Raw genomic sequence first — 26,087 nt, 5'->3', positions numbered from 1 at the left:
GGTCAGTTGCGGCGAGTCTGAATTAAGACTCGCCTTTTCGCGCCTTCAGGTTTTGTATTTCAGCAGCCAAACCTCTTCATTCGCCTTTAGTTTACCTTTTAGGCCCCCGACTACATCTTCGCTTGCCAGCTGCGAAATATCATAGTGCTGGCCATAATGGCCAGTAATTTCATTGCCATTTACACAATAAGGTGGGCCGGGTAACAAATGTTGTTCATAATCGAAGCTAATCAATAATTGCGGAGCTGCACCGGTCAATTCGCGCATGTGTAAGGTATACTTTTCACGCATATCGAAAGGTAATGCCACTAAGGCTGCACGATCATAAATCGCATCAACCCGACCAACCAACGCTGGGTTTAGTTGAAAAATATCCCCTACATACGCGTCAATCATCAACCCACCGACCATTGCTTGGTAATGAATTAGGTCAATTTCTTCAAAATGCATGACCTTGGGCTCTATTTCCATATCTTTGAACAGTTGAATAACAGCGGGCTCATGCAACTCGGCGGCAACCACATGATGACCATTCGCCACCAGCCAAGCAATATCTCTGGTTTTACCGCAAAGAGGCACCAATAGCCGGCTTGACTGGGGTAATCCTAATTCATCAAAGTGCGCTTTTAACAAAGGGCTCCCTTTAAATTGATGAAAAGCCGTCTCCCCTTTTTGCCACTTCTCATGCCAATAACTCGCTTGCATATTTACTCCATCACTTCGCTTAAATAGTATTGCGACTTCTTATCCGTACTTGGTAATGACTTTATAAAATCCATATAAACCCTATATAGACCCTTCATAAATACCGACAAACACCATCATGCCACTTAAAGTCCACTTTAGGTCAAGGTTTTTTGACTCAATCAAAGCGCTTACCGAGACATCTCAAACCTGAACACAACTAGGCTAGTTAGCCAGTTTCATTTAAAGCATCCCTTTAAGTTTTGCTAGCCCGTAGGCATTCACAGTAGAGGCATCTTTAATATCACCAGATAAAATCATTGTCTCGAACTCAGTGAGCGGTACCTTTTTGGTAATTAATCCCTCTTCCTCAGGATCCAAATTGATTTGGGTAAAGGTAAGTTCAGTGGCAAGGTAAATATGGTACATCTGATTGCAAAACCCGTATGCTAGGTATTGCTCTCCCAAATAATGCATTTTATTCGCAACCAACCCGGTTTCCTCTTTTAACTCTCCAGCGGCTAATAATGCGTGATCAGCATCAGGGTTTTCCTCCCACGCGCCTTGGGGTAATTCCCAACAGCGTTTTTTAATCGGATAGCGATATTGTTCAACCAAATGAATACACCCGTCTTGCACAGCTAAAATCACCACAAAGTCGGGTTTCTCAACCACGCTATAAATCCCTTCGTTACCACTGCTGCGGCGAATTTTATCTTCTTTTAAGCGCATCCATTTGTTTTCATAAACAACCTTGCTGGTTAATGTCTGTATTTCATCGCTCATTTTTTCATCCTAGTAGATTAGTTGTTAGGTCGCGCTAAACTGAGTCGACCTATCCTAGCGTAAAAGCATGAGTATTTTCTCATTGCATACAAAAGTAATTCCGAGATTTATTGAGGGGTTTTAATTTCGCTGCGTATACGTAGTAACATGAGGTTATTTAATGGGTAAGGCGTGAAAGTCATCCAACTACATCGGGCAAAAAAACAGCTCATTGCCAGAGATGAAAACAGCCTGTTAGTAAAACAGCTGTACGATGAATATGGCAGTGCATTACGCCGTTTTATTCGCGTGCGCTCACGATTAAACGACAGCGACTGTGAAGATGTGATGCAAGAGGTATATGAGCGCCTGTTGAAGCTCGACGATTTACCTCAAAAGCTGTCAGGTAGAATGGATACAGTTCGTAATTATCTATTTCAAATTGCCACCCATATATTAATCGACCGTGACCGCCGTGCTAAAGTGCGCTGCAAAGACGCCCATGTTAGCGAACAAGATACGGCTATATTTACATCCTTATTTTCCCCCGAGCGAGCACTGCAAAATAGAAAGCAGTTACGGGAAATAGAGACGGCATTAGCAGAGATTAAAACCAGCCACAAACAGGCATTTATGTTAAACAGAGTAGAAGGCATGAGTTACCGGGAAATCAGTGACGCATTAGGTGTATCAGTCAGCACAGTAGAAAAGTATATTTCAGCGGCCTTGGTTGCCATCAGAGCGAAGGTGTCTTCCCTATGAGCAGCAATATGAATCAAGAAGTAATACAACAGCAAGCGGCGACTTACGTTGCGCGTCTATATTCAGGTGAGCTTAGCGCGGAAGAAGAAATGCAAATTTACGTCTGGTGCGACAGGTCTCCTGAGCACCAGCAGGAGTTTGACTCCATGCTTGCTATTTGGGACACCAGCAATCAACTGTTTCAAACTGCACAACCAAATAAAAATAAGAAAATGAAAAAGAAAAAGAAAAACGCTTACTGGTTAACGAGCGTTGCTGCAAGCTTAGTATGTACTGTGTTAGTGATGTGGTATCTCACGCTCCCCGGCCCCGCCCCTTTGTATCAAGCGGCCATCCCTAAGCCGAACACCTACCACACAGCCATAGGTGAAATAAGCACGGTCGGCTTGCCCGATGGCAGTGCCGTAACACTCAACACCGACAGTGCGATCAGAATAAATTTTACGGGTCAGCAGCGCCGAGTATGGTTAGAGCGCGGCGAAGCATTTTTTGATGTAGCGAAAGACGAAAGTCGGATCTTTAGCATTAACACCGGCGAGAAAACCATTCGTGTCATTGGTACAAAATTTAATGTGCGAAAGTCTGATGCAACGCTAAAAGTATCGGTAACAGAAGGTTTAGTCGCAATACAGCCCTCGGCGTTGGCCTCGAGTGAGCATATAGATTTTGAAGAAGCGGAAACCCTACTCCCCGCGGGCTCAGTCGGCGCTTTTAACGGCACCAGTGAAGTGATTACCCATGTGACCTCTAAGGAAGTGCTGGCTAACCAACAATGGCGACAAGGCATATTTCGTTTCAACAATGAGCCGCTGGCGAACGTTATCACTGAATTTAACCGTTATCGCTTGAAGAAAATCACTCTTCAAAATCGAGATCTTGGCAAACTAAAAATAAGTGGGGTATTTAAGTTAAAAGACGGAGACAGTATTTTGTCCGCCCTTGAAGCCGCGCTACCTGTTGAGATTGACCGTTACCCTGAGTATATAGAATTGAGCGCAAGAAACTAATTTTCACTTTTTGTGGAGGATCATTTAGTGCCTTGCGTATACCTCTAATAGGAACAGTCATTTCTAATAATAATAGAGGCACACATATGAAATCACATCAGTCGTTTAAACTCAGCTCCCTTGCTTGCAGCATTATGCTCATGCTGCAAACAGGGAACAGTTTTGCAGCTCAAACACAGCAACAGAACATAGACATACCCGCACAAAAACTCGATGCGGCATTGCTCGAACTCGCCGAAGAAAGTGAAACGCAAATTTTGTTTTCTTCTGCCATTACCCCAGATATTACCACTCGTGGCATATCAGCCACGTTATCAGTAGACGACGCCTTACGTATTTTACTTGAAAACACCTCGTTAGAGTTCGTTAAGCGCTCTGCGGATACGTTTATCATTCGCGAAAAAAACAAGAGCACCTCATCAAGCTCCAATACATCAGAGACTATTGAGCCTGTTGAGGCAGTAAAAAGCGCTGCAGGTACACCAGCAAAAAAGGCTGATGGCGAAGCCAGTGTTGAGCGCATCAAAGTTGTGGGCTCAAATATTCGCGTCAACCAAGACTCTGGCGCATTGCCTATTAGCACATTCAGTGCCGAAGACTTCGAAGATTTAGGCATTACTAGCGGTGCAGATTTGCTGGCTGAATTGCCCCAGCAGGGCGAAGTCAGCTTCAACAGCGAGCGCGTGGTGGGCGGTGTAAACGATGCCCGTGGCGATGTGTCCTCGGTCAATCTGCGCGGTATCGGTACAGGGTATAGCTTAACGCTGCTTAACGGACGGCGCTTAGTATTGCACCCTGGTACCCAGGCAGAAGACTTAGTGCCCGTGACCACAGTCAACTCAAATGCCCTACCGGTACGGGGCCTTAAACGCGTCGAAGTGTTACGCGACGGTGCCGCTGCAATATACGGTACAGATGCCATAGCGGGTGTTATTAATTATGTTCTCAAAGACAAAAACACCGGTGGCGACGTGCAGTTCCAATACGGTAAAAATGATGGCACTGACAAAGACACCTTCAGTTTATCTGGCTCTGGCGGTTGGTTTTTTAACAATGAACAAACCCACCTGACACTCAGCGCCAGCGTGTATGAGCAAGATATGCTCATGGCATCTGAGCGAGAATATGCAGCCAGTTCAGATACCCGTAATTATCCAGGTTTGAACCCTGAATTTGTCGGCAACACCTCATTAGATGGTCGCACTACCTCAACGCCTTGGGCAGAGTTAAGCTCAGGCAGCCTAGGCACATTTCACATTCAACCAGATACATTCGATGGTTGTGAGGTTGCCCTTGGCAATGGCATATGCGCAGACGGTGGCAGCTTAGATCGTGAGTTGCGTTACGATTCAAACTCAGAACGTTCATTAAGCTCAGAAGTAAGCCGCGTAAATTTATACGCATTGCTGACCCATGACCTGACTGATGAAATTGAATTATATGGCGAAGCTCTGTATTACCGAGCAGAAGCTGACCGCCTACGCGAACAAAGCGGAAACTTAACCGCTCAGCGCTTTACTGTCGCCAGTGATGCATTTTACAATCCATTCGGCGAAGACGTAACAGTTAGACGCTATCGCCCTATTGATACGGGCCCACGTGCAATTAATGTTGAAGATTACTCCTACCGCTTTTTGACTGGTCTGCGAGGTTATTATCAAGATTGGGACTGGGACACGGCACTGCTTTATTCAAAAGCGCATACCCTAGACTCTGCGAATCGGGTGAATACTACTTTGTTTCAGCAAGCAGTGAACAGCACAGAACAAAGCACAGCCTATAACTTGTTCAACGGTGGCAGCTTAACTTCGCCAAACAGTGGCGATGACACAGGTAACGACCAAGACGTTATCGACGGCTTTATGTTCAATATCGAGCGCGAATCCCAAACCGAGCTCGCCCTGTATGACTTTAAAATATCCCGCCCAGACATTTTCGAGTTACCCGCCGGGGACGTGGGCATGGCAGTGGGTATTGAATATCGCTATGAAAGTTTCTCTGATGCCCGTAGTGATGCGTTAAATGGCACTGATAGTTTTATTGATGTGGTCACCGGCAACCCATCGGCGCTTGCCAGTACAGTGCTGGGCAGTAGCCCAACGCCAGACTCTTCAGGTAGTCGCAATGTGTTTTCCACTTACGTGGAATTTGCAGTGCCTTTATTAGCTGATTTACCTCTGGTAAAAAGCTTAAACATGCAATTGGCTGCTCGCTATGAGCGTTTTTCAGATGTGGGGGATATTACCAAACCCAAAATATCCCTCGCTTGGCAAGTCAACGACATAGTTCAGCTTCGTGCAGCTTATGCCGAAGGCTTTAAAGCACCAGGATTACCGCAAACCACCGCGGTTGATGTGTCACGCTCAAACACCCGCTCTGATCCCATATCAGGCATTCGCCAAGGCACCCTTGAAATTCGTAACGGTAGCGATGATTTAAAACCTGAAACTAGCACTAACACCTTTGCAGGCATTGTGTTTACCCCTATGAAAAACCTGACGTTAACCGCTGATTGGTGGCACATAAAGCAAAAAGACGTGGTGGGAATTCTAAGCAGTCAAACGCAGATTTTGTACGATACGCTACTACGTGCCGATGGTGGCAGCAATGCCAACGTTATTCGTGATGAAAACAATGAAATCTTGTATGTGACGAACGACTACACCAACCTTTTGCCTCGTGAAATTAAAGGCGTCGACTACAGCATCTTTTACAAAATGAGTACTGAAGTAGGCGATTTCACCTTCACCGCTAATGCGGCGAATTTAACCCAATTTGACCAGGGCTTGGACTCCATCACTCAGCAGGTAGTCACTGCCCAAGAAAGCGGTAATGAAGCGGTACTATTTAATGGTGAAGCTGTTGGTATTCCGGGTGCCGCTGGTGATTTACTCACTAAAAATGGTCGCCCCGAATGGCGCAGCAACATCGGCATTAAGTGGCAAAAAGACAGCTGGGGTGCTGGGGTTAAATACAAATACATCAGCGAGCTAGAAAACGTCTTTTTATCTTATTTTGATGATGCGGGTGATCTGATTTATCAACAAATCGACGATTGGTCTACGGTTGATGCCTACGCTTCCTACTCCTTCAAAGAGCAAAACAGTTTACTAGAGAACACCAAGTTAACCTTAGGTGCACGTAATATTGGTGATAAAGAACCACCTTTCACCTCTGGCACATTTGGCTACGAAAGCAGTGTTCACTCTTCATCAGGCCGCTACTTGTACATGACTCTGAACAAGAAGTTTTAGCCCTTTAGCAACACAGCCAATCGCGGATACGCTGATTGGCTTTTTTATGACCCATAAAGAATGGAATGCTATCACCATGCTTAGATATTTTTTCCCCTTAGTATTACTCGCCACGTTTTCAGCATTTAGTCAGGCCAAAGACTGCCAATTTGACGATGTCACCTTTCATAGCGACTTTAGCACTGCCCGTTTGAGTACCTGCGAACGGTTGGCTAAACATGAATACCATATTGGTATTTTGCCAGAAAATGAGCCGGTTAATCCTAGCCCTTGGTTTGGTTTTAAAGTTCAGTCAGAACAAAATGCCCAGATAACGCTTAAACTGACGTTCAATGGCAACAACCCCCGCTATTTACCAAAACTCAGTACGGATGGCACTCAGTGGCAAAACATTCCGTTTAACACTAAAGGCAAAGAAATGTGGATCAGCCTGAACACAGGCAAAGAGCCAATTTGGATTTCAGCCCAAGAAGCCATTGATAATCAAGAGTATGACGATTGGCTAGCCAGTCTCAAAAAACAGCAACCCTCCCTTGAGGTTGAAACGTTAGGGCAATCAGAAAAGGGCCGGCCAATCAAAGCGTTGATTAAACAGTCGCCGAAGAATAACGAATGGCTAGTGATCATAGGACGCCAACACCCGCCAGAAGTGACAGGGGCCATGGCGCTATTTGCTTTCAGTGAAGCCCTATTACTGGATGAGGCATTAAGTACCCCGTTCTTTGAACGCTTTAACGTTCTGATGGTGCCAGATTTGAACCCTGACGGCGTTGAAACCGGTAACTGGCGACACAATGCCAATGGCATTGACCTTAACCGAGACTGGAAAAACTTCGCTCAAGCAGAAACGCGGCTGGTACGAGACAAAATGACCAGCATAGTGCAAGGCGGCGGTAAAATTGTATTTGCGGTAGATTTTCACTCAACCTTTCATGATGTTTTTTACACCATGCCAGATGATCATGATTTAGCACCTATCCCTTTGATGGCCGGCTGGTTATCCGATTTAGATGCCGAGACAGGTTGGGTTTTCAAAACCGTGAATAAGTCAGCCTCATCACCGGATCGCGGAATATTCAAGCAGTACATCGCCGATCACTATAAAGTACACGGGGTCACCTACGAAGTGGGTGATAACACCAATCGCCAACTTATTCCTTATGTTGCAAAGCAAGCTGCCAAAGCCTTGGTAGAAAACCTGTTAGACGTTGAACCAGAAGCATTTTATGTTGATAAAAAATAACTGGCTAGCAGCGCTATTACGCGCGTACTCAAAGCGTTTTTATTCAGTAAGCAACGTTTTGCTGCTCGCCACGAGTTATATCTACTCAAGCGCAACCTTGGCCGCAGTTAACCCGTTAGACCCGAACGGCGATGCTGCGACGTTTGTTGAACAGCAGATTAACCAACAGCAAGCAATGAGCAACACACTCGCTGACAATATGTGGCAGTGGGCCGAAACTCGGTTTCACGAGCAAAAAAGCAGTCAAGCCATGCAAGATATCCTCATTGAGCATGGCTTTGAAGTCGATGTTGGCGTAGCAGGTATGCCCACTGCATTTGTCGCTCGTTATCGCTCAGATAGCGCGTCGAAGCATCAACGCTCAGCAAGCCAAGGGCCAGTGATTGCTATTTTAGCAGAAATGGACGCCCTGCCCGGCTTATCTCAAGGAGCGGTTCCTCACCAAGCCCCCATTGCAGGTAAAGCCGCAGGCCACGCGTGTGGTCATCATTTATTCGGCGCAGGCTCGCTGGCCGCTGCAATAGCGGTTAAAAACTGGCTGGTTCTGAACAAGATAAGCGGCGAAATTCGTTTGTACGGCACACCAGCGGAAGAAGGTGGCTCAGGCAAGGTGTATATGGTGCGAGAGGGTTTGTTCAATGATGTCGATAGCGTATTGCATTGGCACCCTGGTGGCCAAAACACGACTCAGCCCATGACAACACTGGCCAACAAAACGGCTAAATTTCGCTTTCATGGCATTGCCTCGCATGCCGCTGCAGCGCCGGAGCGAGGCCGTTCAGCACTCGATGCCGTAGAAGCCATGAATTACATGGTAAATATGATGCGTGAACATGTGCCCTCAAACACGCGCATTCACTATGTCATCACCAGCGGCGGCGAAGCCCCCAACATAGTGCCTGAATTTGCTGAAGTCTATTACTTCCTGCGCACCCCATCAGCCGGCGAGCTACCCGAGTTATGGCAACGCTTAGAGCAAACCGCACAAGCGGCCGCGCTGGGTACACAAACGAAGGTCGATTGGGAAATTATGTCAGGCGTGTGGAGTACCTTGCCAAATGCCACGCTAGCGAAAGTGACATTTGATGCTATGCAGCGTTTTGGTGGTATTACATACTCTCCTAAAGAACAAGCATTTGCTGAAGAGTTGCGCCCAACACTCAGTAAACGTGCATTGAACCAAGTCGGCAACGAGCAAATCATTCAACCCTATACAGATGATATCTATCACGCTACCGCATCTACCGATGTGGGGGATATTAGCTGGAACGTGCCCACGGCAGGCTTTGTAGCCGCCACTTGGGTACCAGGTACAGCGCCTCACACCTGGCAAGCGGTTGCTGCTGGCGGCATGAGTATTGGTCATAAAGGCATGCACCTAGCCAGCAAGACGCTCGCGCTAAGTGCAATACGCTTATTTCAACAACCCGCGCTGATAGAAAAAGCAAAAGCAGAGTGGAAAACACGAGTAGGAAATGTGCGGTACCAATCTCAGATTGGCGAGCGCGCACCGGCAATCACGCCGAAATAAAGCAAGCACTGAGTACCCTTTAGCAATATGCTAGCGGCTGGGCTGACCGGGTACCATTTAAGTGTTGCCTAGGCCAGCCAAATCATGAGTGCTATTAGGCGTGGGTCAACAAACACTAAGGAAACAATATAAAGAGAGCATCAAGAATATATAACTAATTTATAAAGAGAATGTATGAAATTAGCCGAAGTGAGTGACGTACACCTAGTTCAATTGATGAGCTGGTTTGACAACGAGGCGCAACTAACGATGTGGTCGGGACCGAACTTTCGTTATCCGTTTACCGAATCCTCCTTCAAAAAAGACTTGAAGTTGTCAACGCTCTCATCTTATTCATTGTTATCACCACAAGGAGAGTTGCTGGCATTTGGTCAATATTACTTGCGTGAAAAAAGGTGCCACTTAGGACGATTAGTCGTTAATCCCGTAAAAAGAGGACAAGGCATTGTGGCCACGCTTATTGCGAAATTAACGGTAAAAGGAAAAGAGCATCTACAGGTAAACACCTGCTCACTGTTTGTTTTTGAAGACAATTCCAACGCGATCCATGCTTATCAAAGGTTAGGCTTCAAACAAAGCGAATACCCAACTGATATGCCCCTAATAGACTGCATTTATATGGTTAGCGATTTAAGCTAATGCTGTTCTTATCCCCTCTTTAGAAAAACACTTCTACTACGCAGCAGGCGCGGAGCAAATGATGAATACCTTCAAGCGCCACACTTATCATTAACAGCTGCTAGGAAGGACCAAAGCGAAAGCGTTGTTAAAGCGCGCCTAAAACAATTTCAAACAGTACATACCATGCATACCCTGTAGCCCACTCCCTTGCCTAAAAGTTGACCTTACGCTGCGTATTCTCCGTCAACACTCAATATTCCAGTAATCATTCTCAATCGTTAGGGTTAGCAATAAATCACCTCTAGTTGAGGAAAATTATCCCTATGAGCAAGAGAGTTTTGATACGACCTTTAATGTGGGTGTCTTTTTAAGTTTTGTCTTTTTAAGTTTTCACTTGCTTAAAATCAGATTCATTTTTGTCACTACAAATCAATGTTCAAAAAACACACATTCAGGACATGGTTTTAGCAATATCAATAAACGCACGAAGTCTCGCTGGCATATGGCGTTTAGTTAAATAATTGATGGTGTATCGAGGTAGCGGCCGGACATATTCATCAAAAAGTGTCACTAACTCCCCAGAGATGATAAATGGTTCCGCAGGTTTTCTGTAAACATACGCCAAACCAAGTCCCGTTTTTGCAAAGTTAATCATTGAAACCAAGTCATTCACTATCATTCTAGGTTTTGGCTCTACCAAATAAGGAGTGCCCTTCCCATCAACAAACTCCCAAGAAGCAAGCTTATCTGTTGAGCCAAACGCAAAACGGATGCCTTCATGTTTAGTGAGCTCGATTGGCTTATTAGGCAGCCCATGTTTTTCCAAATAAGCAGGAGAAGCGACGAGTGCCATGTCTAGTTTTGGTCCTATTTCTACTGCATGAGTTTCTTTTTCAAGCAGAGTTTGAGAGCGTATCGTAGCGTCAATGCCTGATGTCACTAAATCAACTTTGCTATCATCATACATTATCGCAACAGCCACAGCAGGATACGCTTTTCCGTATTTAGCAATCACCTCATCGAGGAAAAACGGCGAGCTGCTTCGCGGGGCTGATAGGCGTAACGTGCCTGAAATAATATTTTCATCATCGCTTAAATCAACCAAAACACTTTCTAAATTTTTTAATGCTGGCAGTGACCTTTCAAAGAGCTTTTCCCCTGCGCTGGTGAGCGCAATTTTACGTGTGGTTCTATCGATTAAGCGGACGCCAAGTTTTCCTTCAAGTCGTTGTATGGTTTCACTCACCGAGCCGGCAGCAAGATTCAGGTTTGCAGCAGCTGCGCGAAAACCATTAGCTTTAGCTACTTCAACGAATATCGAAATGTCATTTAGGTTTGCACCTCTCATTGTTCATTAATCCTAACAGTCTGTTACTCATTTAACGATTTAAATAAACAATAAGGCGCCTTATATTTAAAAGCAAGCGCTATTCAATAGCGCTTTTAATTAATTACAAAGAGGATGTCATGACAGAAGTTACAGAAATATTTGTTTTAAAAATGAAAGACGCAGGCCGTGCAAATGATATTCGAGAAAAAGCTCGGGAAGATTTTTTGAGTGTCGAAGGTGTTGATTCATGGAAAACCTACGTCACCATCAACCCCGATCGCCCAACACTATTTGCAGAAATTTACACCTTCGCTGATGAAAAAATCGCGAAAAAGGTGACACCACAATTTGCCAAACGTGAGCTAACCAAAGCATTTCTAGGTGAAATTGAAGAAATTCTTGTTGGACAGTATTTCACTGAGCACCAGCCCCTCACAGGAGAAAACAAATGAGTGATATTAATGATATCAAAAAAGTCATAAGCACTTGGAATAATGGCCTGGGCTGCGGCGACATCGAGCGTATGATTGCGACCTGTGATCCAAAGGTCATAACGGTTAATAATCGCCAGTCTGCCACTGTCGGCTCTCAAGCGATAAGAGATAAATATATGCCGCGTATCGAAATGGCCGATATAACGTCTGGTTACGATATTGAGCAGCTAGAAGTTTTTGGTGATGTAGCCGTTGTTGTTGGCCGTTTTTATGGTGAGGTGAAAAACAAAGTCACAGGAGAAATTGGAAAATCTGAAGGGCGCTTAGTCCTAGTTTATCGTCGCACGGAAGATGGCTCATGGAAAATGATACTCGACATGGATAATAACTACGCCTAGACGTTAGTTGCTGATTAATGGAAAAGGGCTATGCATATAGTTTTACGTGCATCCCCTCTTTCCGAAAAGCGTGGCAATCACCACAATAGGTTTGCCGCCTAAATGTCAAAATTTCGCATCAGAAAAAAAGCATTCAATGTCTTTAAGTGGCGCTTTGCCACTTGTTAGATTTAATCTATTGAAGCATGAAGCATTCGCTTAATCGTTGATTACCCTTTTTTCCTGATGGTCATTTACCTGAGCGTTTTTCACCTATCTTTCAGTTAGTCCACGCTAGGCAAGATACAGCGAAATTGCGTGTGTTCTTGCCAACGCTCTGCTAACTGCAATAGTTGATTATCACTGCCCAAAGGCCCGACAATTTGCATTCCAGCGGGTAACGGATTATCACTGAACATGGGTAAAGACACCGCCGGCAAGCCCGCTTGATTGGCAAAACTGGTTAAGTCGGCTTGATTGGCTGGCACGGGCTCTTCAAACGCAAATGCCCGTTGTAAAACAGTAGGCATCAATATCGCGCAGCCTTGTTTGAACAATTGACGCGCAAATACTTTAGCGTTATCCAGAACCCGTTCAGACTGCATCATATCCATAGGAGATTTTCGTTCGATATAGGACAACATGCCGCGCATATATCCTGAAAATTTGTGCTGGTTGTTGGCCCAATCCTCTTGGTGTTCAATACGCATATCGGCTTCGCACAGCAGCAAACCCGCTCTGCGGGCTGCGCCAAAGTCGTATCCTGAAAAATCAAAATACTGAATACTAAACCCTAAGTCTGTGAACGCCGTTAAATTAGTGGCAAAGTCAGCAGCGATGTCTGGTGCAACGCCTAATTGTTCTAAGTTCTCAGGTACCAGTAATACTTTATTGTCAGTGTACGACAGGCGATTAAATGCGCTGAAATCAATAGATGCCGCACATCCCTCATCGAAGGCTTTCATCACACTGAGCGCTAAGGTTAAATCTTTTGCTGAGCGGGCTAGCGGGCCGATATTGTCCATTACTCGGCTGCACGTCACAGTGCCGTGATTACTCACCGCTCCGCGACTGGGTTTGAAACCAAAAATACCGCAATACGCCGCAGGAATACGCACCGAGCCCATGGTATCAGTACCCAGTGACAATCCCACCATACCAGAGGCCACCGCAGCGGCTGAACCGCCAGATGAACCGCCCGGGGTATAGCCATGCTTATGGGGGTTGTGGCAATCTCCAAAATGCTCGTTTTGATTGGTGGCGCCAAGCGCGCCCTCGTGCATATTAAGCTTGCCCATCACCTGAACGCCGGTTTGCTTTAAACGGCTGACCACAAACGCATCTTGTTTAGCTTGGCGCCCGACTCGCGTCGCCATGCCTGCTGTAGTAGCAAAGCCGCGTACATCAATATTGTCTTTCACGCCAATACAAATCCCTTGAAACAAGGACTTATCGAAAGAAGCGCTTTGCTCAACATTCGGCATGGCGTAGCTGATAAAAGCATTTATCGACGAATTGACACGTTTGATGAAGCTATGTTGCTCGGTTGCTAACTCTTGAGCTGAGATTTGTTTATCTTTGATGAGCGCAATATGCGTACTCACGTCTTGGCTGAGCAGTGCGATATCCATTACTTAAACCTGCTGTCGATTAAACGTATAGGTTTCTGTCTTATATCTACTTGAGTTAATGGGGTCAGCTCCCCTTCCCCCACCAAGGCCACTTTCACTTCAATGCCTATTTTACGCTTCAGCAAATCAGCATAGGCAGGCAGCAAGGCATCTCGCTCACCAAGGGGAGTTGACACTTCAGCGGTGACAATCATCTCGTCACGTCCGCTCGCATCGCGAACAGCTTCGCAAATGAATTCCCCCAGAAACTCAACTCGCTCGTCAAGCATTGGTCCAACGCCTTGAGGATAAATATTAATACCACGCAGCTTGACCATATTGTCAGAGCGACCCATAAAACCTTTGATGCGCTTAAACGGCAGATTGAGGCTATTTTCACCTACCACTTCTTGGGTGATGTCGTGGGTGTTAAAGCGGATAATTGGATACACATCGTCTTTATAAAGGCACGTTACCACCATGTTGCCGGTTTCACCGGGCGCTACCGGCTCGTTGCTATCGGTATCAAGCAGTTCTAAGTACTGGGCATCTTCCCACACGTACATGCCGCTGTGATCAGGTCCCTCTGCGGCGATAGTGCCTGTGTCACCTACCCCATACCAATCGAATAGCTCAGGGTTACCCCAGGTTTTAGCGATGCTCTCGCGGCTTTCCATGCCTAAATGACCAATGATCATATCGATTTTAATGTCTTTGCCAGGAATTAAGCCTTCTTCTTTGGCCACATCTGCTAGGCGCTTTATATAATCAACAAACCCAACCAGCACGTTTACGCCAAAGGTTTTCATTAAATTAACTTGTTGTACCGAGCGTGTTTCAACCCCAGTGCCAGCTGATAGAAACATTGAGTTAGTGTATTTAGTGACGGCTTCGCGAATGTAGTGACCGCCGTTGATCATGCCGTGACCGTAGCAAGATTGAATCGTAGCTGCGGGTTTTAACCCCATAAAACGGTACGAGCGCGCCACTAACAAAGACTGTATTTCTCGACTTTTAGGCCCGAACAACAAAGGTTGCGGCGTACCTGTAGTACCGCTCGTGGTATGAAATACCAAAGGTGGGCGCTGCTCAGGCGGTATGCCATCAAGCCCATGAAAATCACCAATCGGGGGGTACTGCTCCACACTGTCCATGATGTCTGACTTTGAAATAAGCGGCAGCTTTTCAATATCATCAAGGCTTTGAATATCCTCTGGTTTAACGCCAGCATTGCCCCAAATGCGCTGATAGAAAGGGATCTCCCAGGCGCGTTTCACCACGTGCATAAAACGCTCGTTCTGCAGTGCTTTGAGCGCGCTTTTACTCATCCCTTCAAATTGCTCAAATACGCCATCCCCCAATGGGTAATCACGCAGCATTTGGTTGTAATCGAATGATTCGAAATAGGTTGGGTATGTGGCCTTTTTTATCTTCCCTGAAGAACGACTAGGGGCTTTGTTTTCTGTGCTTGGTGCGGTATCAACCATATTATTCATTTCATTACCTATTACTGACGAGTGCTTCAACTAAGTTATTAATATTCGTGATCTGCTCGAGTTGGTCTATGCGTTTTATCAAAAAGCCAATATCAGCATCGTTAAAAGGCACAATGGCGCTGTTGCAAGCGGCGCTAAATTTAATTAATTGCACCTCACGGCCCAGAGGATTTTGCGGGCTGCCCAATACGTGTTGCAATTCAACACTGTGCTTTACCCCTGAATTTAAGGTTACTGACACACTGACAGGCGCTAACGCATTTGGGTCACTAACAGCATTTAAGTGGGTATATACTTTACTGCCTAGCGCTAAACGCTCTGCATTTTGTAAACACTCAGCTTCAAAATCGACTACCCCAATGTCACCGGTGAGTAATGCGCTGGCGGCAATATAGCCGTTACACAATTTGGCGTAGCTTGCGTCCATCCCCTCTTTTATGGGCCGACCGACTAATTTGTTGATCAAAGGCGTACCGTATACATCAACGCGGGCAACATCTTGCGCTGAAAAACCATGCTGTTTTTGCAGTTGTTGCAAGCCATCAATGGTGCCGTGGCCGGCGCGCCCAGTAGGGAAAGGTTTATGACTGACACGCTCTATTTGATACTCGCGGCCAAGTTTTTGCACCAGAGGCTGGATATCAAAACTGTCTTCGAATAAACGAAAGTAACCATAGGGGCCTTGCAAAATATCTTTAGGGCCGGCAAACCCTGCTTGCGCCATATCTACTGCGCGAATAGCGGCTGAAGCATTGATTCCTATTTGCATAGCCAACATAGGCGAGCCTTCCACATGAGATTGCATGGTGCCGCTCATTTGGCTGTACGCTATGCCAAGGGCGTTTTGCAGTGCTTCGCCTTTCATACCCAGCATGGCACTCATGCTAGCTGCGGCGCCTAAGCAGCCGCAAATCGACGGGCGAAAAAACTTCAAGCTCGAGGTGACACACTCACCGATTAATGTGGCCACATCGACCGCTATAACCACGCCTAAAATCAGTTGCTTACCAGACAAATTATGTTGCTGGGCATACGCCACCAGTGATGACAAAATCACCGCCATTGGGTGAACTACCGCCGGCTCATGCACGCAGTCCCATTCTTGATTATGAATTTGATAGCCATTTACGGCTGCAGCTGACACCGCAGGTAGCCATTCGCCTGTGGCCCACACTTGTGCTTGATGCCCCTGCCCCCACTGGCTCACCGCTTGTTTTATCTTCGCGACATTTTCCACTCGCGAGCCACTTAACCCAACTCCGATGGAGTCCAAAATAAAGGTCTTCGCCGCGTTGACAGTTGACGCAGGCAAGTCTTCAAAGCCCGTGCTTTCAATATGTTGCAATAATAATTCAATGGCATCAGGAGCATTTTCTATAGACGCGGTGCTCATAGGAAGAGGATTAACAGGCGTATCGCTCATAGACTAAAGACTCTGTAATGGGCGCAGCAGCGCGGTAAGACTGGAAATTGGCGCAGATTGTGACCAATCGAATGTGCATAACTTAGCAATGTTGTCCTCTGTCATACCAGAATGGCTAAGCAGCATATGCGCTTTTTTATGACGTTGGGTTTGACTCAAAGGCTTTTCGGGGTCACCTAACGTATCTTGCTGACTGCGCACAATCTGCTGGCCATTTTTGAAAGCCACTGTGCACTTAGCGCCAAAATGTTGGGGATACGCCGATTCTATATGCTGATCCACGCGCACGTTGATAAGCCCGCGCAGCATACTGCATTGTTTGTCTTCAAAGGCTGTTTGCGTGTAATGCTCAAGTTGAGGTTCTCCCCAGAGTAAAATAGCGGCCAAGGCGTGTTGGATGCTGAATTTTGCTTGCAGGCTGGTTTGTGGGGTTAACCGGTCACAAAACACTTGCGCGTCTTGATAAACCCCCACATCAACGCGCTCGATATCGTTTATATCGATTGCGCCTTCTTTCAGTATTTCCAGCAGTACGTCCATCGCACCATGAGCATGGCGACACGCCGGCCAAGGCTTAAAGCTGCAATCGTATATCCGCCAACGTGATTGCTTAGCGAGAATTCGCTTAGGTGACGCATCATCAGACAGCGCGTTGAAAATCCCCTGAGGGCCTTCAAGAATATATTCAGGACCAGATAAGTTTTGCTTAGCCATAAACGCCGCCATCACACCTGAGTGGCACGCCTGTGCATTATGCCACTGCTTAGTGAGGACCTTCTCATTGCGCATTTGCCACAAGCCGCCCGTAGAACTGCCCGCATTGCCTATCGCCCAAAGTGCTTGTTGCTGAGATAATTTAAGTATCGTAGACGACGCAAGCGCGGCGCCAAGCGCACCGCAGGTGGCTGTATTATGAAAATAACGGTAATGGCTACGCCCAATGGCTTCGCCTAGGCGAATGGTTAGCTCATAACCCTTAATGATGGCCGTTAAAAAAGACTCCAGTGTGCAATCCATTTGCTCAGCAACCGCCAACGCCGCCGGGATAATGACCGGCCCAGGATGCAATATTGAGCTGCGATGAATATCGTCCATTTCCAGCACATTACCTAGGGCACCGTTGTGCTGGGCTGCGTTTTGCATAGTCGTTTTTTGCTCACCGACCGCTGAGCACTTGCCGCCTTCATCGAGGGCGAGTAAGCCTTGATAAGCGCGCCCCGCATCAGACAATTTACCTAAGTTGGCACACGCCAACCAATCCAGCACATGTTCCCCTGCTCGGGCAAGGTCTTGCTGGTTGATAGGCATTTGATCAATGTCAATTAATAGCTGTTTGCTGAGTGAAAGTGTCATTGGCAAGTTACTTTAATTCCTATACTCTTCGATTTGTCCGGACATATTTATAACAGGTATTTTTTCGTTATTCGAATAACCATTGAGGATAAATGACTAAAATCAAATCGCTACCCACTAAACATACTTTGCCTAAATATCAAGATATTGGGGAAACGTTGATCAGCCAAATTTTAGCCGGTGAATATGCACTCAACTCGCTATTGCCAACTGAAAAACAACTCTGTGAGCAGTTTTCAATCAGCCGCCATACGGCTCGTGAAGCCCTGCGTCATGTAGAAAAGACAGGCCTAGTGGAGCGCAAACAAGGCTCAGGGACCTTGGTAAAACGCAGCACCATGCCCGAGCAAATTAATCAGTTTATTAACTCAGTGAAAGACTTGTTGGCTTTTGGCCAAAATACCCGATTTGAAGTGCAAGTCAGTGACATGATCATCCTTGACGAACAAATGGCTGAGCTACTCGATAGCACAGCGGGGCAAGAATGCATACACATAGGCGGTGTGCGGTTTGAGCCCCATGATAAGAAACCCATCTGTTATTCGAATATCTACCGCCGACCACATCAAGATGAAGTGGATGAAAAACTCAAAGATACCAAAACAGCGATCTACGCTGTGATTGAAGCTTTAGATGATAAAAAAATTGGCAAAATCGAACAGCAAATTTCAGCGTGTCTTCTACCTGAGCCCCTCGCATCACAATTGGGAGCCACGGCAGATTCCGCCGCAATGAAAATTACACGCCGCTACTACTCTTTGAGTGACGACGATTTAATTCTGGTTGCCCAAAGTATTTATCCGGCGAAGCGTTTTAGCTTCACGTCGGTTCTTTATCCCAATAAGTGAGCAAAAACGCCATGTTAGTGCAATTTAACTGCATCGATCACCTACCTTCAATGCAAGATATACGGCTTGCGCAGTTAGGCGCACACCTTGCTTGGGTCGAACAGAATATGGCAAACATTTGTGTCGCAGGCCCATTGAAAGATGACGGTGAAATTATTGGTTCGCTCTATGTACTTGAAACAGAAGATATCGATGAAGCAAAAGCAATTTTATTCAGTGACCCTTATTACCTAGCCAACATTTGGCAGTCAGTAGAAACACATGAATTCAATGCGTATGCAGGTAATTGGGTTGGCGGTAAAAATTGGCCAACATGAACACTTTTCCCTAGAAAGCACCCTAGTTTAATAAAAAGAAACCAAAGCATTTCCAGATAACAACAAGAAAACCAGGAGTTCCCATGCAATCAGTAACAGAATCAAGTGACAGCCCAATATCCAATGAGGGCAAACGAATGGGACATCCTATGCACTGGATAACCGTTTTTATCGCCATGATGTGTTTGTTAATTTCAAACGGCATGGTGATCACCGGCATTACGGCATTCGACAGTGCCATGCTCACTGAATTCAGCAATTGGTCCCGTGGTGATTTGAAACTGCGCGGCTTGATCACATTAGCGCTCACCGGCGTGCTAGCGCCCTTTGTTGGTATTTTAATCGATAAAATTGGGGTGAAATTTTTGGTCATGGTCGGTGCTATCGTGCTTAGTCTGTGCTTCTATGCTTACGGTAATATCAGAGATATCTCTGATCTGTATTTGATACACGCAGCCTTTTCGATTGTGCTGCTGGCGTGTGGCCTAAACGTGGCCGTTATCTTGGTGTCAAACTGGTTCGTAAAATTACGCGGCACTGCCATTGGCATTGCGGTGGTCGGGACGTCACTTGGCGGTGCCGTACTCGCCCCCTTGTTTGGCTCTTGGTTGGCTGATGGCATGACATGGCGTGAGGGCATGCAGTTGGCCGCGCTGATTCCGTCAGCATTGTTCTTACTGGCGCTGTTCTTACTGCGTAATCGCCCGACAGACATTGGGCTAAAACCTTTTGGCTTTTCAGGTGAAGCGAGTGCACCTGGGGCTGATTTATCCCAGCACGGGTTAACCTACAAAGAGGCTATCAAAACGCGTTCGTTTTGGTCTATTGCCTTTATAGCCATGTTTACCTTTTATACGATCATGGGGTTTCAGGCGAACTTGGTGCTCCACTTAATGGATTTAGGCTTTACCTTGCAATCTGCCGCAGCGGGCCTGAGCGTATTATTTGTCCCCGCACTAATAGGTAAGTTTTTGTTTGGTTTAGTGGCAGATAAAATTACTGGTAAGCGTGTGCTTTATACAAACCTGCTACTGATGCTAACAGGCTTAATAGGCATGCTATTCGCGGATAAAGATAACGTGCTGATTGCCATTGGATTAATTGGCTTTATGTGGGGTGGTTTCTACACCTTGCTGCAATTAAACGCCGTGAATAACTTCGGTTTGAAAGCCTCAGGCAAATTGCTGGGAACTATTACCGTGCTCGATGCATTCGGTGGTGGACTGGGCATTTATGCCACAGGCGCAATATACGATGCCTACGGTAGCTATCAAAATGCCTTTATGATCTTCTGCGTATTGGTTGCCTTGTCTGTGATCCTTATCAGCCAAGTAAAAAAACACGTTTAGCCCCATTGCAACCCCCTAGCGTTTTACTCCATCGCGCTGGGGGATTTTTCACTATTACCTCTGTAATCACTACCTCCACATACTCGCGACCTATACATCCCCCCAACGTTTAAGTGCTTACACCTTTTGAATACGCGTTGACGCTTTATTCTTGTTCGCTCTCTGCAACACACCGTTCGCACGTCTTGGGTAAAACGTCATAATTTCAGTCATTGACTAAGTATCAAGCATAAAAAAAGCGACCCTAATTTCGAATATTAGGCTCGCTCGTTGCTTTCATTTTTATTGCTTTCATTTATGGCTTTTCTTTATTGCGTTACTTTACAAAGATTGCGCTAAAACCACCAAGGGGATGGTACGCCAGTGTTGCGAATATAGGCCTTTTTACGGGTAAAGCGCCTGATTGATTCAGCGCCCATACGCGAGCCACCTAAGCCTGAGTATTTAAACGATTGCTTTTCTGCTTCATGGATCAAAGCTGTTAATGAAGCATCGTTAATGCTCACAGCGCCTGCCTCTAATTGGCTGGCCAGTTGCTTGGCATAGTCCACATTCTGGCTAAATACCGCTGCCGATAAACCAAACTCGGAGTCATTCGCCATCACAATCCCCTGCTCGTCGCTATCCACTATGGTCACAGGTAAAATAGCAGCGAAGGTTTCCTGACTTACGATATCCATGTCCGGTGTGACGTCAGTTAGCACTGTAGGTGCGCAGTAACGCCCGCCGCCTAAATTAAGCACCTCACCACCACATAAAATCGTTGCGCCTTTATCTTTTGCGTCTTGCAGCTGAGCCTCAACAATGCCCACCTGCTTAGCTGAAATGATAGGGCCGATTTGCCCTTGCTGAATATCAGGGTAGTTGTGCTTAAGGGCGTTGACGTTTTGCACTAGCGTCGTTAAAAACACATCGGCGATCGCTTTGTGCACATAAACCCGCTCAAGTGACATACAAGACTGCCCGGCATTGACCATGCTGCCCCAACACAGTGCTTTAGCGGCGAGCGCAGGATCTGCGTCATGGCATACCACAGCTGGGTCTTTACCGCCCAACTCTAAAAAGGCGGGAATAAATCGCTCAGCACATGCTTTGCCCACATGACGCCCAGTGGCCACGCTGCCGGTGAAACACAGTGAATCCACGGTATTAATAACACCTTGGCCTGTTTCCCCTGCACCGGTAACGAAACTAAGCACCTTATCTAAAGCCGGTACGCTTTCAAGTACGTCATTAAAAGGGGCGACGAAACGCGACGTGACTTCACTGGGTTTAATTAACACAGCACTGCCAGCCAGCAATGCGGGTATGGCATCCACGAGTGATAGCAACAGCGGAAAGTTCCACGGGCTAATGACCCCTACCAGCGGGTAAGGTAAATAATCTTGTTGTAATTCAATAAAGGGAATTTCTGCCGCCCACGATTCGCCTTTTGCTAAAAGCGTTGGGGCTTGCTTACACCAGCGATGTATCGCATTTATGGTGACATCTACTTCCAGTTCCGATTCACTGGCACGGCCTGTGTCGTTAATAAGAGCAGCGACTAGTTTGGCTTTATGCTCGGCCATTTTACTCGCCAATTGCTCTAGTGCCGTTATTCGCCCGCTTAGCCCGCTCTCCCACCACGCTACTTGTTGCTGTTTTAAATGAAGGGCGATGCTCGCGACCTGCTCAGTACTAAACACGGCTAACTCAAAATCTTCTTGGCCAGTGCGCGGATTAATCACGGACATGGTTTGCATGCGGTTACTCATCTGAATGCTCCGGTAAAATCACCCCTGCTTTTTTCAGGTTTGCAATGCTGCTCATTTGCGTTTGAATAAAATGACTCCGCTGCGGCACATTCACCTGCTGCTTTTCATTGAGCATGGTATTGGCCGGATACACCGCTTGGCTATAATGCTGGCTAAACAACTCATTACGTTGACGTGACAGAATATTGCCCATGCCTGGTTTGTTGCGATAACGACGCAAGGCGGTGATATCAAGCTCAGCATTCGCCACCATGCTCTCGCCCATACCCGCCTCAGCCATGACTCTGCCTTTGAAATCGACTAATTTAGACATGCCATCAGTGGACTCAGCGGGAAAATCAATATCGGCAATGCCCGCTGAATTAGCCGACACCACATAGGCTAAGTTTTCCACCGCTCGCGCTCGTTTGGCGATGTCTTTGGGGGTTAATTCAACCGAACCGACTTCTGAGCTACTGTGCAGCAACACCTCGGCTCCATTCATCACCAAACAGCGGCTAATTTCCGGATATAGAATTTCTTCAGATGCCACACAAGCTAAATTACCAAGTTCTGTTTTGGCCACCGGAAACAAGGACGATTGGCCGTACACGTCTAAGTATTTATCCAGCACGTCGTGGGGCGTGGGCGCAAACATGGACACCAAACGGCGGTAACGTAATATGCAATCACCGTTGGGGCCTAGAATAAAAGAGGTTTGAAAATACAAGTCTTTAAAATGTGGATCTAACTCGTACACATTGCCCGACAAATACACTTGGTTTTTTTGGGCAATTTCGCTCAGCAGCTCATATTCTTTGCCATCTTGAGCAATCGCGCCTTTCTCCTTCCATTGAGCCAACGATTCCCCCATAGGGAAGCTCGTGAGAAAATACTCTGGCAGCACAACCATTTTGACGCTGGGGCCAACGAAGCCTTTTGTGCCTTGAACATGCCTACCCACACGACGAATATTATCGAATATTTTTTGACGAGCATCAGCCACGTTCAATTTGTTAACGGCAAAACAGCGGGTTTGCAAAGCAACAGCGGTATAAGCAATAGACATATTCTACTCCAAGGGGGTTTGTGACAGGCCGTCCATCAGCATGATGTTGAACTCACCAGTGCCTTCTCGGTGTTTTTTTGCTTCTGCGTATTCTGGCGAGTCCCAAAATGCGTGCGCCGCTTCACGACTGGCCCATTGAGACATCACGATACTTTTCGGCGCGCTCTTACCTTCAATTAATTCCGGTGCCCCCATCGCGATATAATGCCCGCCGAACTTTTTAATCAATGGAGGAACGGCTTGGGTGTAAAGCTTAAATTTATCCCAATCATGAACGGTTGCTTGGATAATCAAATACGCACTCATAGCACAACTCTTTTGTTGAATTTCGCTTACTTTAGCAAATGCCACAACATATTGAAGTGAAAGAACTTTTAGTTCGTTCACTGTTTGATATTTGGCAATGGTTATCGCACTTAAGTGAGCACTAACCGCGGTGCTAATGCATGCTTTACTGAGAATGCGGCAGCAGTAACCCTCAAAAATTGATCAAAAAACACTCATAAATCGATTAACTTTCTAGCACTTTAGTTTAATAATGACTGGGCCAAATCCCTTAAAACAACATTAACAAAGTGGATGACAACTGTGACAAAAGGACAACACACAGATAGCCCTTTTAACAAACCACGCTCCCGGGGAATTCGAGCATCCCAGCAAAAATTGCGTACAGCGCAGTTAGCGGCTGGGTTCAAGTCTCAGGCGGAGGTGGTTGATAAAATACAGCAAATAGAGGGCTTAAAGAAAGCACCGCGCTCTCTGGTAAGTCGCGTATTTCGTGGCGAATCAGTCGACCCCTTAAGTATTGAGCGGGTAGCAAAAGCGCTCGATGTGCAAGCATGGGCGCTGTATTTAGATTCAGCTGAAGTCGATCATCAGCCTAGTGGCGGCTTGCTGGAGAGTGATGACACATCTGGTATTCAGACCGATGAAGTTCCTCCCTCGCTCAGTGCGCAACACACTCATATGCAAACACCAATAAACAGTGAAATGCAGTCAGTCCCTCAGGCTGAACAAAACCTTAGCAAACCGTTTACTTTCAAAGCGCCCTCAGCGGATGACAGCCGCAGTGATGGGGATAACAGCCCTTCTCAACCACATGCTTCTGAGCGAACGCATCAAGCGCCCCCGAAAGAACAAGAGCAAGAACAAGAACAACGAAAAAATAAACGCCTGCCCTTTTTGGTAATCACCCTAATAGTGCTGTTAGGCGTCTTAGTCATAGACCGATTTTGGCCGATGGACGATTTAAATTCTGCAGGTAATACACTAGCGGGTGTTGTTGATATCGATAATAAAGTAGTCGCTGTGATCCCGATTAAAGGCCGCAGAGGAGCAGATATAACCCGTAGCATTGAGCAATTACTGGCAGGCCCTACTCAACTAATTGTAGGTAGCTCAGCCCTCCATGCTGGCGTGCAAAGCCCTCAAGAATTATTACGCAATAAAAAAGCAGATTTGGTGATTAGCGCAGAGCTGATTGAGATAGGCCGCTACATCGCGGTTCGTTTATTTTTATCTCGAGATGAAGATATGCAGCAAGTGTGGTCTGGGGTTTTCAGCAAGTCTTCTTCACAACAGTATATTGAACTGCAGCTCAAAAAAGGTTTGAACACCTTGCTCACGAAACGTCCCATTGCAGACATCGCCGATTGGTATAGCCTGCAACGGTTCTTAAATGGCATGAAGTATTTTGAAGGTGAGCGCTCAGAGCAAGTTATTTTGCGGGCAATGGCTGATTTTCAGCGGGTGATTAGCAGCGCCCCAAATTTAGTCCATGGATACGCTGGCATGTGCGCGGCTTTAGTGGAACAAAACCTTGAAACCAGTGATAAAAACAACCTTGAAGAAGCATCCAGATATTGCTCAACTGGCTTCGAAATAGAGCCAGATTCTGTTTTTATTCAAAATGCATTGGGTAACCTTGCCCGTGTTAAGGGCGATTACCTAATTGCTAACGCACACTTTGAACAAGCCTTACATACGGACCCCAATGATATTACCGCTTTGCAAAAGATGGCTGAAAGCCAAATGCGCATCTTCTTAAAAAGCCGCGAGCCTGAACTTTTCTCGCGCATTTCATCTCAGCTAGCGCATGCAGCTGAGCTTGAGCCAGACAACTGGAAAATCCCTTATACCCAAGGCCGTGCTCATTATTTTAAAGGCGATCAATTGGGCGCTATCGAATATTTTTCCCGTGCAGCTGAACTGTCAGTTAATTATCAAACCTTAAACAACTTAGCGGCGTTACAGTTTTGCGTGGGTGATTTACAAAACGCCAAAACGCATTATCAACGAGCGTTAACTCTCAAACCGCAGCATGCTGTGTTGTTATCGAATATTGCAGTACTGCACTTTTACCTAGGTGAAAGCCAACAGGCGTTGGATATTTTTGAGCCGCAAATTAAGCGCATCACCGAAGAGGGAGGCCCAGGGTTATATCAACTCTGGTCTAATGTCGCCGATGTTTATCGCACCCAAGGTAACTCGGAAAAAGCACTCCAGGCGTATCACAATGCTATGTCCGAACTTGACCGTGAAGTAAGTAAAGGGGAAGCCAATGTGATGCAAAAAGCGTCTCGTTTGGCTATGTATATTTTGGTCACTGAACTGTCACCCGAGTTGCAAACCACAGAGCTCTTAGCCTCTTTAAAAAAACAAGCTGAGGCACTCAATGCCGCGGCGGACCCAGTATCGTTACATCAACTTGCTTTAAGTTGGTTGCACTTAGGTAATGAAGAAAAAGCCCGCTACTACCGCGATAAACTAAAGGCCATTTGCCCTGGGTTCGCCGCTTCACCTGACTTTCAGGCACTTGAGCCACACACCATGTAATCATCTCATCCATAATTAAACCTGCTGAAATAAGCGGTGTTTTGCC

At 46.3% G+C, this 26,087-nt stretch carries 22 protein-coding genes; 12 read left to right on the top strand and 10 right to left on the bottom strand.

Going from position 1 to position 26,087, the window contains the following annotated elements; all coding sequences use genetic code 11:
- Positions 1–45: 45 nt before the first annotated feature.
- Both tmpT and PATL_RS07790 read right to left on the bottom strand, forming a co-directional pair.
- Positions 46–705, bottom strand: coding sequence for a thiopurine S-methyltransferase (gene tmpT, locus PATL_RS07795; RefSeq protein ID WP_011574362.1), 660 nt, complete (start codon positions 703–705; stop codon positions 46–48).
- 222 nt (positions 706–927) lie between these two features.
- Positions 928–1,470, bottom strand: coding sequence for an NUDIX domain-containing protein (locus PATL_RS07790; RefSeq protein ID WP_011574361.1), 543 nt, complete (start codon positions 1,468–1,470; stop codon positions 928–930).
- Positions 1,471–1,641: 171 nt separating this feature from the next.
- Here PATL_RS07790 and PATL_RS07785 point away from each other — a divergent pair, with 171 nt between their 5' ends.
- From PATL_RS07785 to PATL_RS07760, 6 genes are all read left to right on the top strand, one after another.
- Positions 1,642–2,211, top strand: a complete 570-nt coding sequence (locus PATL_RS07785; RefSeq protein ID WP_011574360.1) for an RNA polymerase sigma factor — start codon at positions 1,642–1,644, stop codon at positions 2,209–2,211.
- A complete protein-coding gene (locus PATL_RS07780; RefSeq protein WP_011574359.1) occupies positions 2,208–3,218 on the top strand; it encodes a FecR family protein in 1,011 nt (336 codons plus the stop codon). Before PATL_RS07785 ends, PATL_RS07780 begins: the two co-directional genes overlap by 4 nt.
- An 86-nt stretch (positions 3,219–3,304) precedes the next feature.
- Positions 3,305–6,472, top strand: a complete 3,168-nt coding sequence (locus PATL_RS07775) for a TonB-dependent receptor (protein WP_011574358.1) — start codon at positions 3,305–3,307, stop codon at positions 6,470–6,472.
- 46 nt (positions 6,473–6,518) lie between these two features.
- Complete coding sequence (locus PATL_RS07770) at positions 6,519–7,715, top strand: M14 family metallopeptidase (RefSeq protein ID WP_011574357.1); 1,197 nt, start codon at positions 6,519–6,521, stop codon at positions 7,713–7,715.
- Positions 7,699–9,246, top strand: coding sequence for an amidohydrolase (locus tag PATL_RS07765; RefSeq protein WP_041713528.1), 1,548 nt, complete (start codon positions 7,699–7,701; stop codon positions 9,244–9,246). The genes PATL_RS07770 and PATL_RS07765 overlap by 17 nt, the downstream gene beginning before the upstream one ends.
- Positions 9,247–9,420: 174 nt before the next feature.
- Positions 9,421–9,885 (top strand): GNAT family N-acetyltransferase, encoded by a 465-nt coding sequence (locus PATL_RS07760; protein WP_011574355.1) that lies wholly within the window; start codon positions 9,421–9,423, stop codon positions 9,883–9,885.
- Positions 9,886–10,318: 433 nt separating this feature from the next.
- Here the strand turns inward: PATL_RS07760 and PATL_RS07755 are convergent, their stop codons facing one another.
- Entirely contained in the window at positions 10,319–11,215 is an 897-nt protein-coding gene (locus PATL_RS07755) for a LysR family transcriptional regulator (RefSeq protein WP_011574354.1), read from the bottom strand.
- Positions 11,216–11,334: 119 nt separating this feature from the next.
- Here PATL_RS07755 and PATL_RS07750 point away from each other — a divergent pair, with 119 nt between their 5' ends.
- Together PATL_RS07750 and PATL_RS07745 are read left to right on the top strand one after the other, a co-directional pair.
- Positions 11,335–11,649: a hypothetical protein gene (locus PATL_RS07750; RefSeq protein ID WP_011574353.1), complete on the top strand. Its 315-nt coding sequence runs from the start codon at positions 11,335–11,337 to the stop codon at positions 11,647–11,649.
- Entirely contained in the window at positions 11,646–12,029 is a 384-nt protein-coding gene (locus PATL_RS07745) for a YybH family protein (RefSeq protein WP_011574352.1), read from the top strand. The genes PATL_RS07750 and PATL_RS07745 overlap by 4 nt, the downstream gene beginning before the upstream one ends.
- 263 nt (positions 12,030–12,292) lie before the next feature.
- Here PATL_RS07745 and PATL_RS07740 read toward each other — a convergent pair whose 3' ends face one another.
- The 4 genes from PATL_RS07740 to PATL_RS07725 are packed head-to-tail and all read right to left on the bottom strand — an operon-like array spanning position 12,293 to position 17,890.
- Positions 12,293–13,639: an amidase gene (locus tag PATL_RS07740; protein WP_011574351.1), complete on the bottom strand. Its 1,347-nt coding sequence runs from the start codon at positions 13,637–13,639 to the stop codon at positions 12,293–12,295.
- Entirely contained in the window at positions 13,639–15,114 is a 1,476-nt protein-coding gene (locus tag PATL_RS07735; protein WP_041713526.1) for a phenylacetate--CoA ligase family protein, read from the bottom strand. Before PATL_RS07735 ends, PATL_RS07740 begins: the two co-directional genes overlap by 1 nt.
- A gap of 4 nt (positions 15,115–15,118) precedes the next feature.
- Positions 15,119–16,537 carry an MmgE/PrpD family protein gene (locus PATL_RS07730; RefSeq protein WP_011574349.1) on the bottom strand — a complete coding sequence of 473 codons (1,419 nt, stop codon included), beginning with the start codon at positions 16,535–16,537 and terminating at the stop codon, positions 15,119–15,121.
- A 3-nt stretch (positions 16,538–16,540) separates the two neighbouring features.
- A complete protein-coding gene (locus tag PATL_RS07725) occupies positions 16,541–17,890 on the bottom strand; it encodes an MmgE/PrpD family protein (protein ID WP_011574348.1) in 1,350 nt (449 codons plus the stop codon).
- A gap of 92 nt (positions 17,891–17,982) precedes the next feature.
- On the opposite strand from PATL_RS07725, the gene PATL_RS07720 reads away from it, so the two are divergent.
- The 3 genes from PATL_RS07720 to PATL_RS07710 all read left to right on the top strand — a co-directional run bounded on the left by PATL_RS07720 (position 17,983) and on the right by PATL_RS07710 (position 20,404).
- The gene (locus tag PATL_RS07720) at positions 17,983–18,738 is read left to right on the top strand and encodes a GntR family transcriptional regulator (RefSeq protein ID WP_011574347.1); all 756 of its coding nucleotides are present in this window, start codon (positions 17,983–17,985) and stop codon (positions 18,736–18,738) included.
- Between the two features lie 11 nt (positions 18,739–18,749).
- Positions 18,750–19,055, top strand: coding sequence for a YciI family protein (locus PATL_RS07715; RefSeq protein WP_011574346.1), 306 nt, complete (start codon positions 18,750–18,752; stop codon positions 19,053–19,055).
- 83 nt (positions 19,056–19,138) lie between these two features.
- Complete coding sequence (locus PATL_RS07710) at positions 19,139–20,404, top strand: MFS transporter (protein WP_011574345.1); 1,266 nt, start codon at positions 19,139–19,141, stop codon at positions 20,402–20,404.
- A gap of 335 nt (positions 20,405–20,739) precedes the next feature.
- Here PATL_RS07710 and PATL_RS07705 read toward each other — a convergent pair whose 3' ends face one another.
- From PATL_RS07705 to PATL_RS07695, 3 genes are read right to left on the bottom strand one after another with little or no spacing between them, the layout of a single operon-like run.
- Positions 20,740–22,158 carry an aldehyde dehydrogenase family protein gene (locus PATL_RS07705; protein ID WP_011574344.1) on the bottom strand — a complete coding sequence of 473 codons (1,419 nt, stop codon included), beginning with the start codon at positions 22,156–22,158 and terminating at the stop codon, positions 20,740–20,742.
- Complete coding sequence (locus PATL_RS07700) at positions 22,151–23,206, bottom strand: nitrilase-related carbon-nitrogen hydrolase (protein WP_011574343.1); 1,056 nt, start codon at positions 23,204–23,206, stop codon at positions 22,151–22,153. Before PATL_RS07700 ends, PATL_RS07705 begins: the two co-directional genes overlap by 8 nt.
- Before the next feature lie 3 nt (positions 23,207–23,209).
- Positions 23,210–23,512 (bottom strand): DUF1330 domain-containing protein, encoded by a 303-nt coding sequence (locus PATL_RS07695; protein ID WP_041713519.1) that lies wholly within the window; start codon positions 23,510–23,512, stop codon positions 23,210–23,212.
- 273 nt (positions 23,513–23,785) lie between these two features.
- Between PATL_RS07695 and PATL_RS07690 the strand changes: the two genes are divergently transcribed.
- Complete coding sequence (locus PATL_RS07690) at positions 23,786–26,041, top strand: tetratricopeptide repeat protein (protein ID WP_011574341.1); 2,256 nt, start codon at positions 23,786–23,788, stop codon at positions 26,039–26,041.
- Positions 26,042–26,087: the final 46 nt, after the last annotated feature.

It is taken from the genome of Paraglaciecola sp. T6c (genome assembly GCF_000014225.1).
Taxonomy (GTDB): Bacteria; Pseudomonadota; Gammaproteobacteria; order Enterobacterales; family Alteromonadaceae; genus Paraglaciecola; species Paraglaciecola atlantica_A.
Note: the sequence above shows the minus strand (reverse complement) of the source record. Positions and strands in the feature narration are given on the sequence as shown.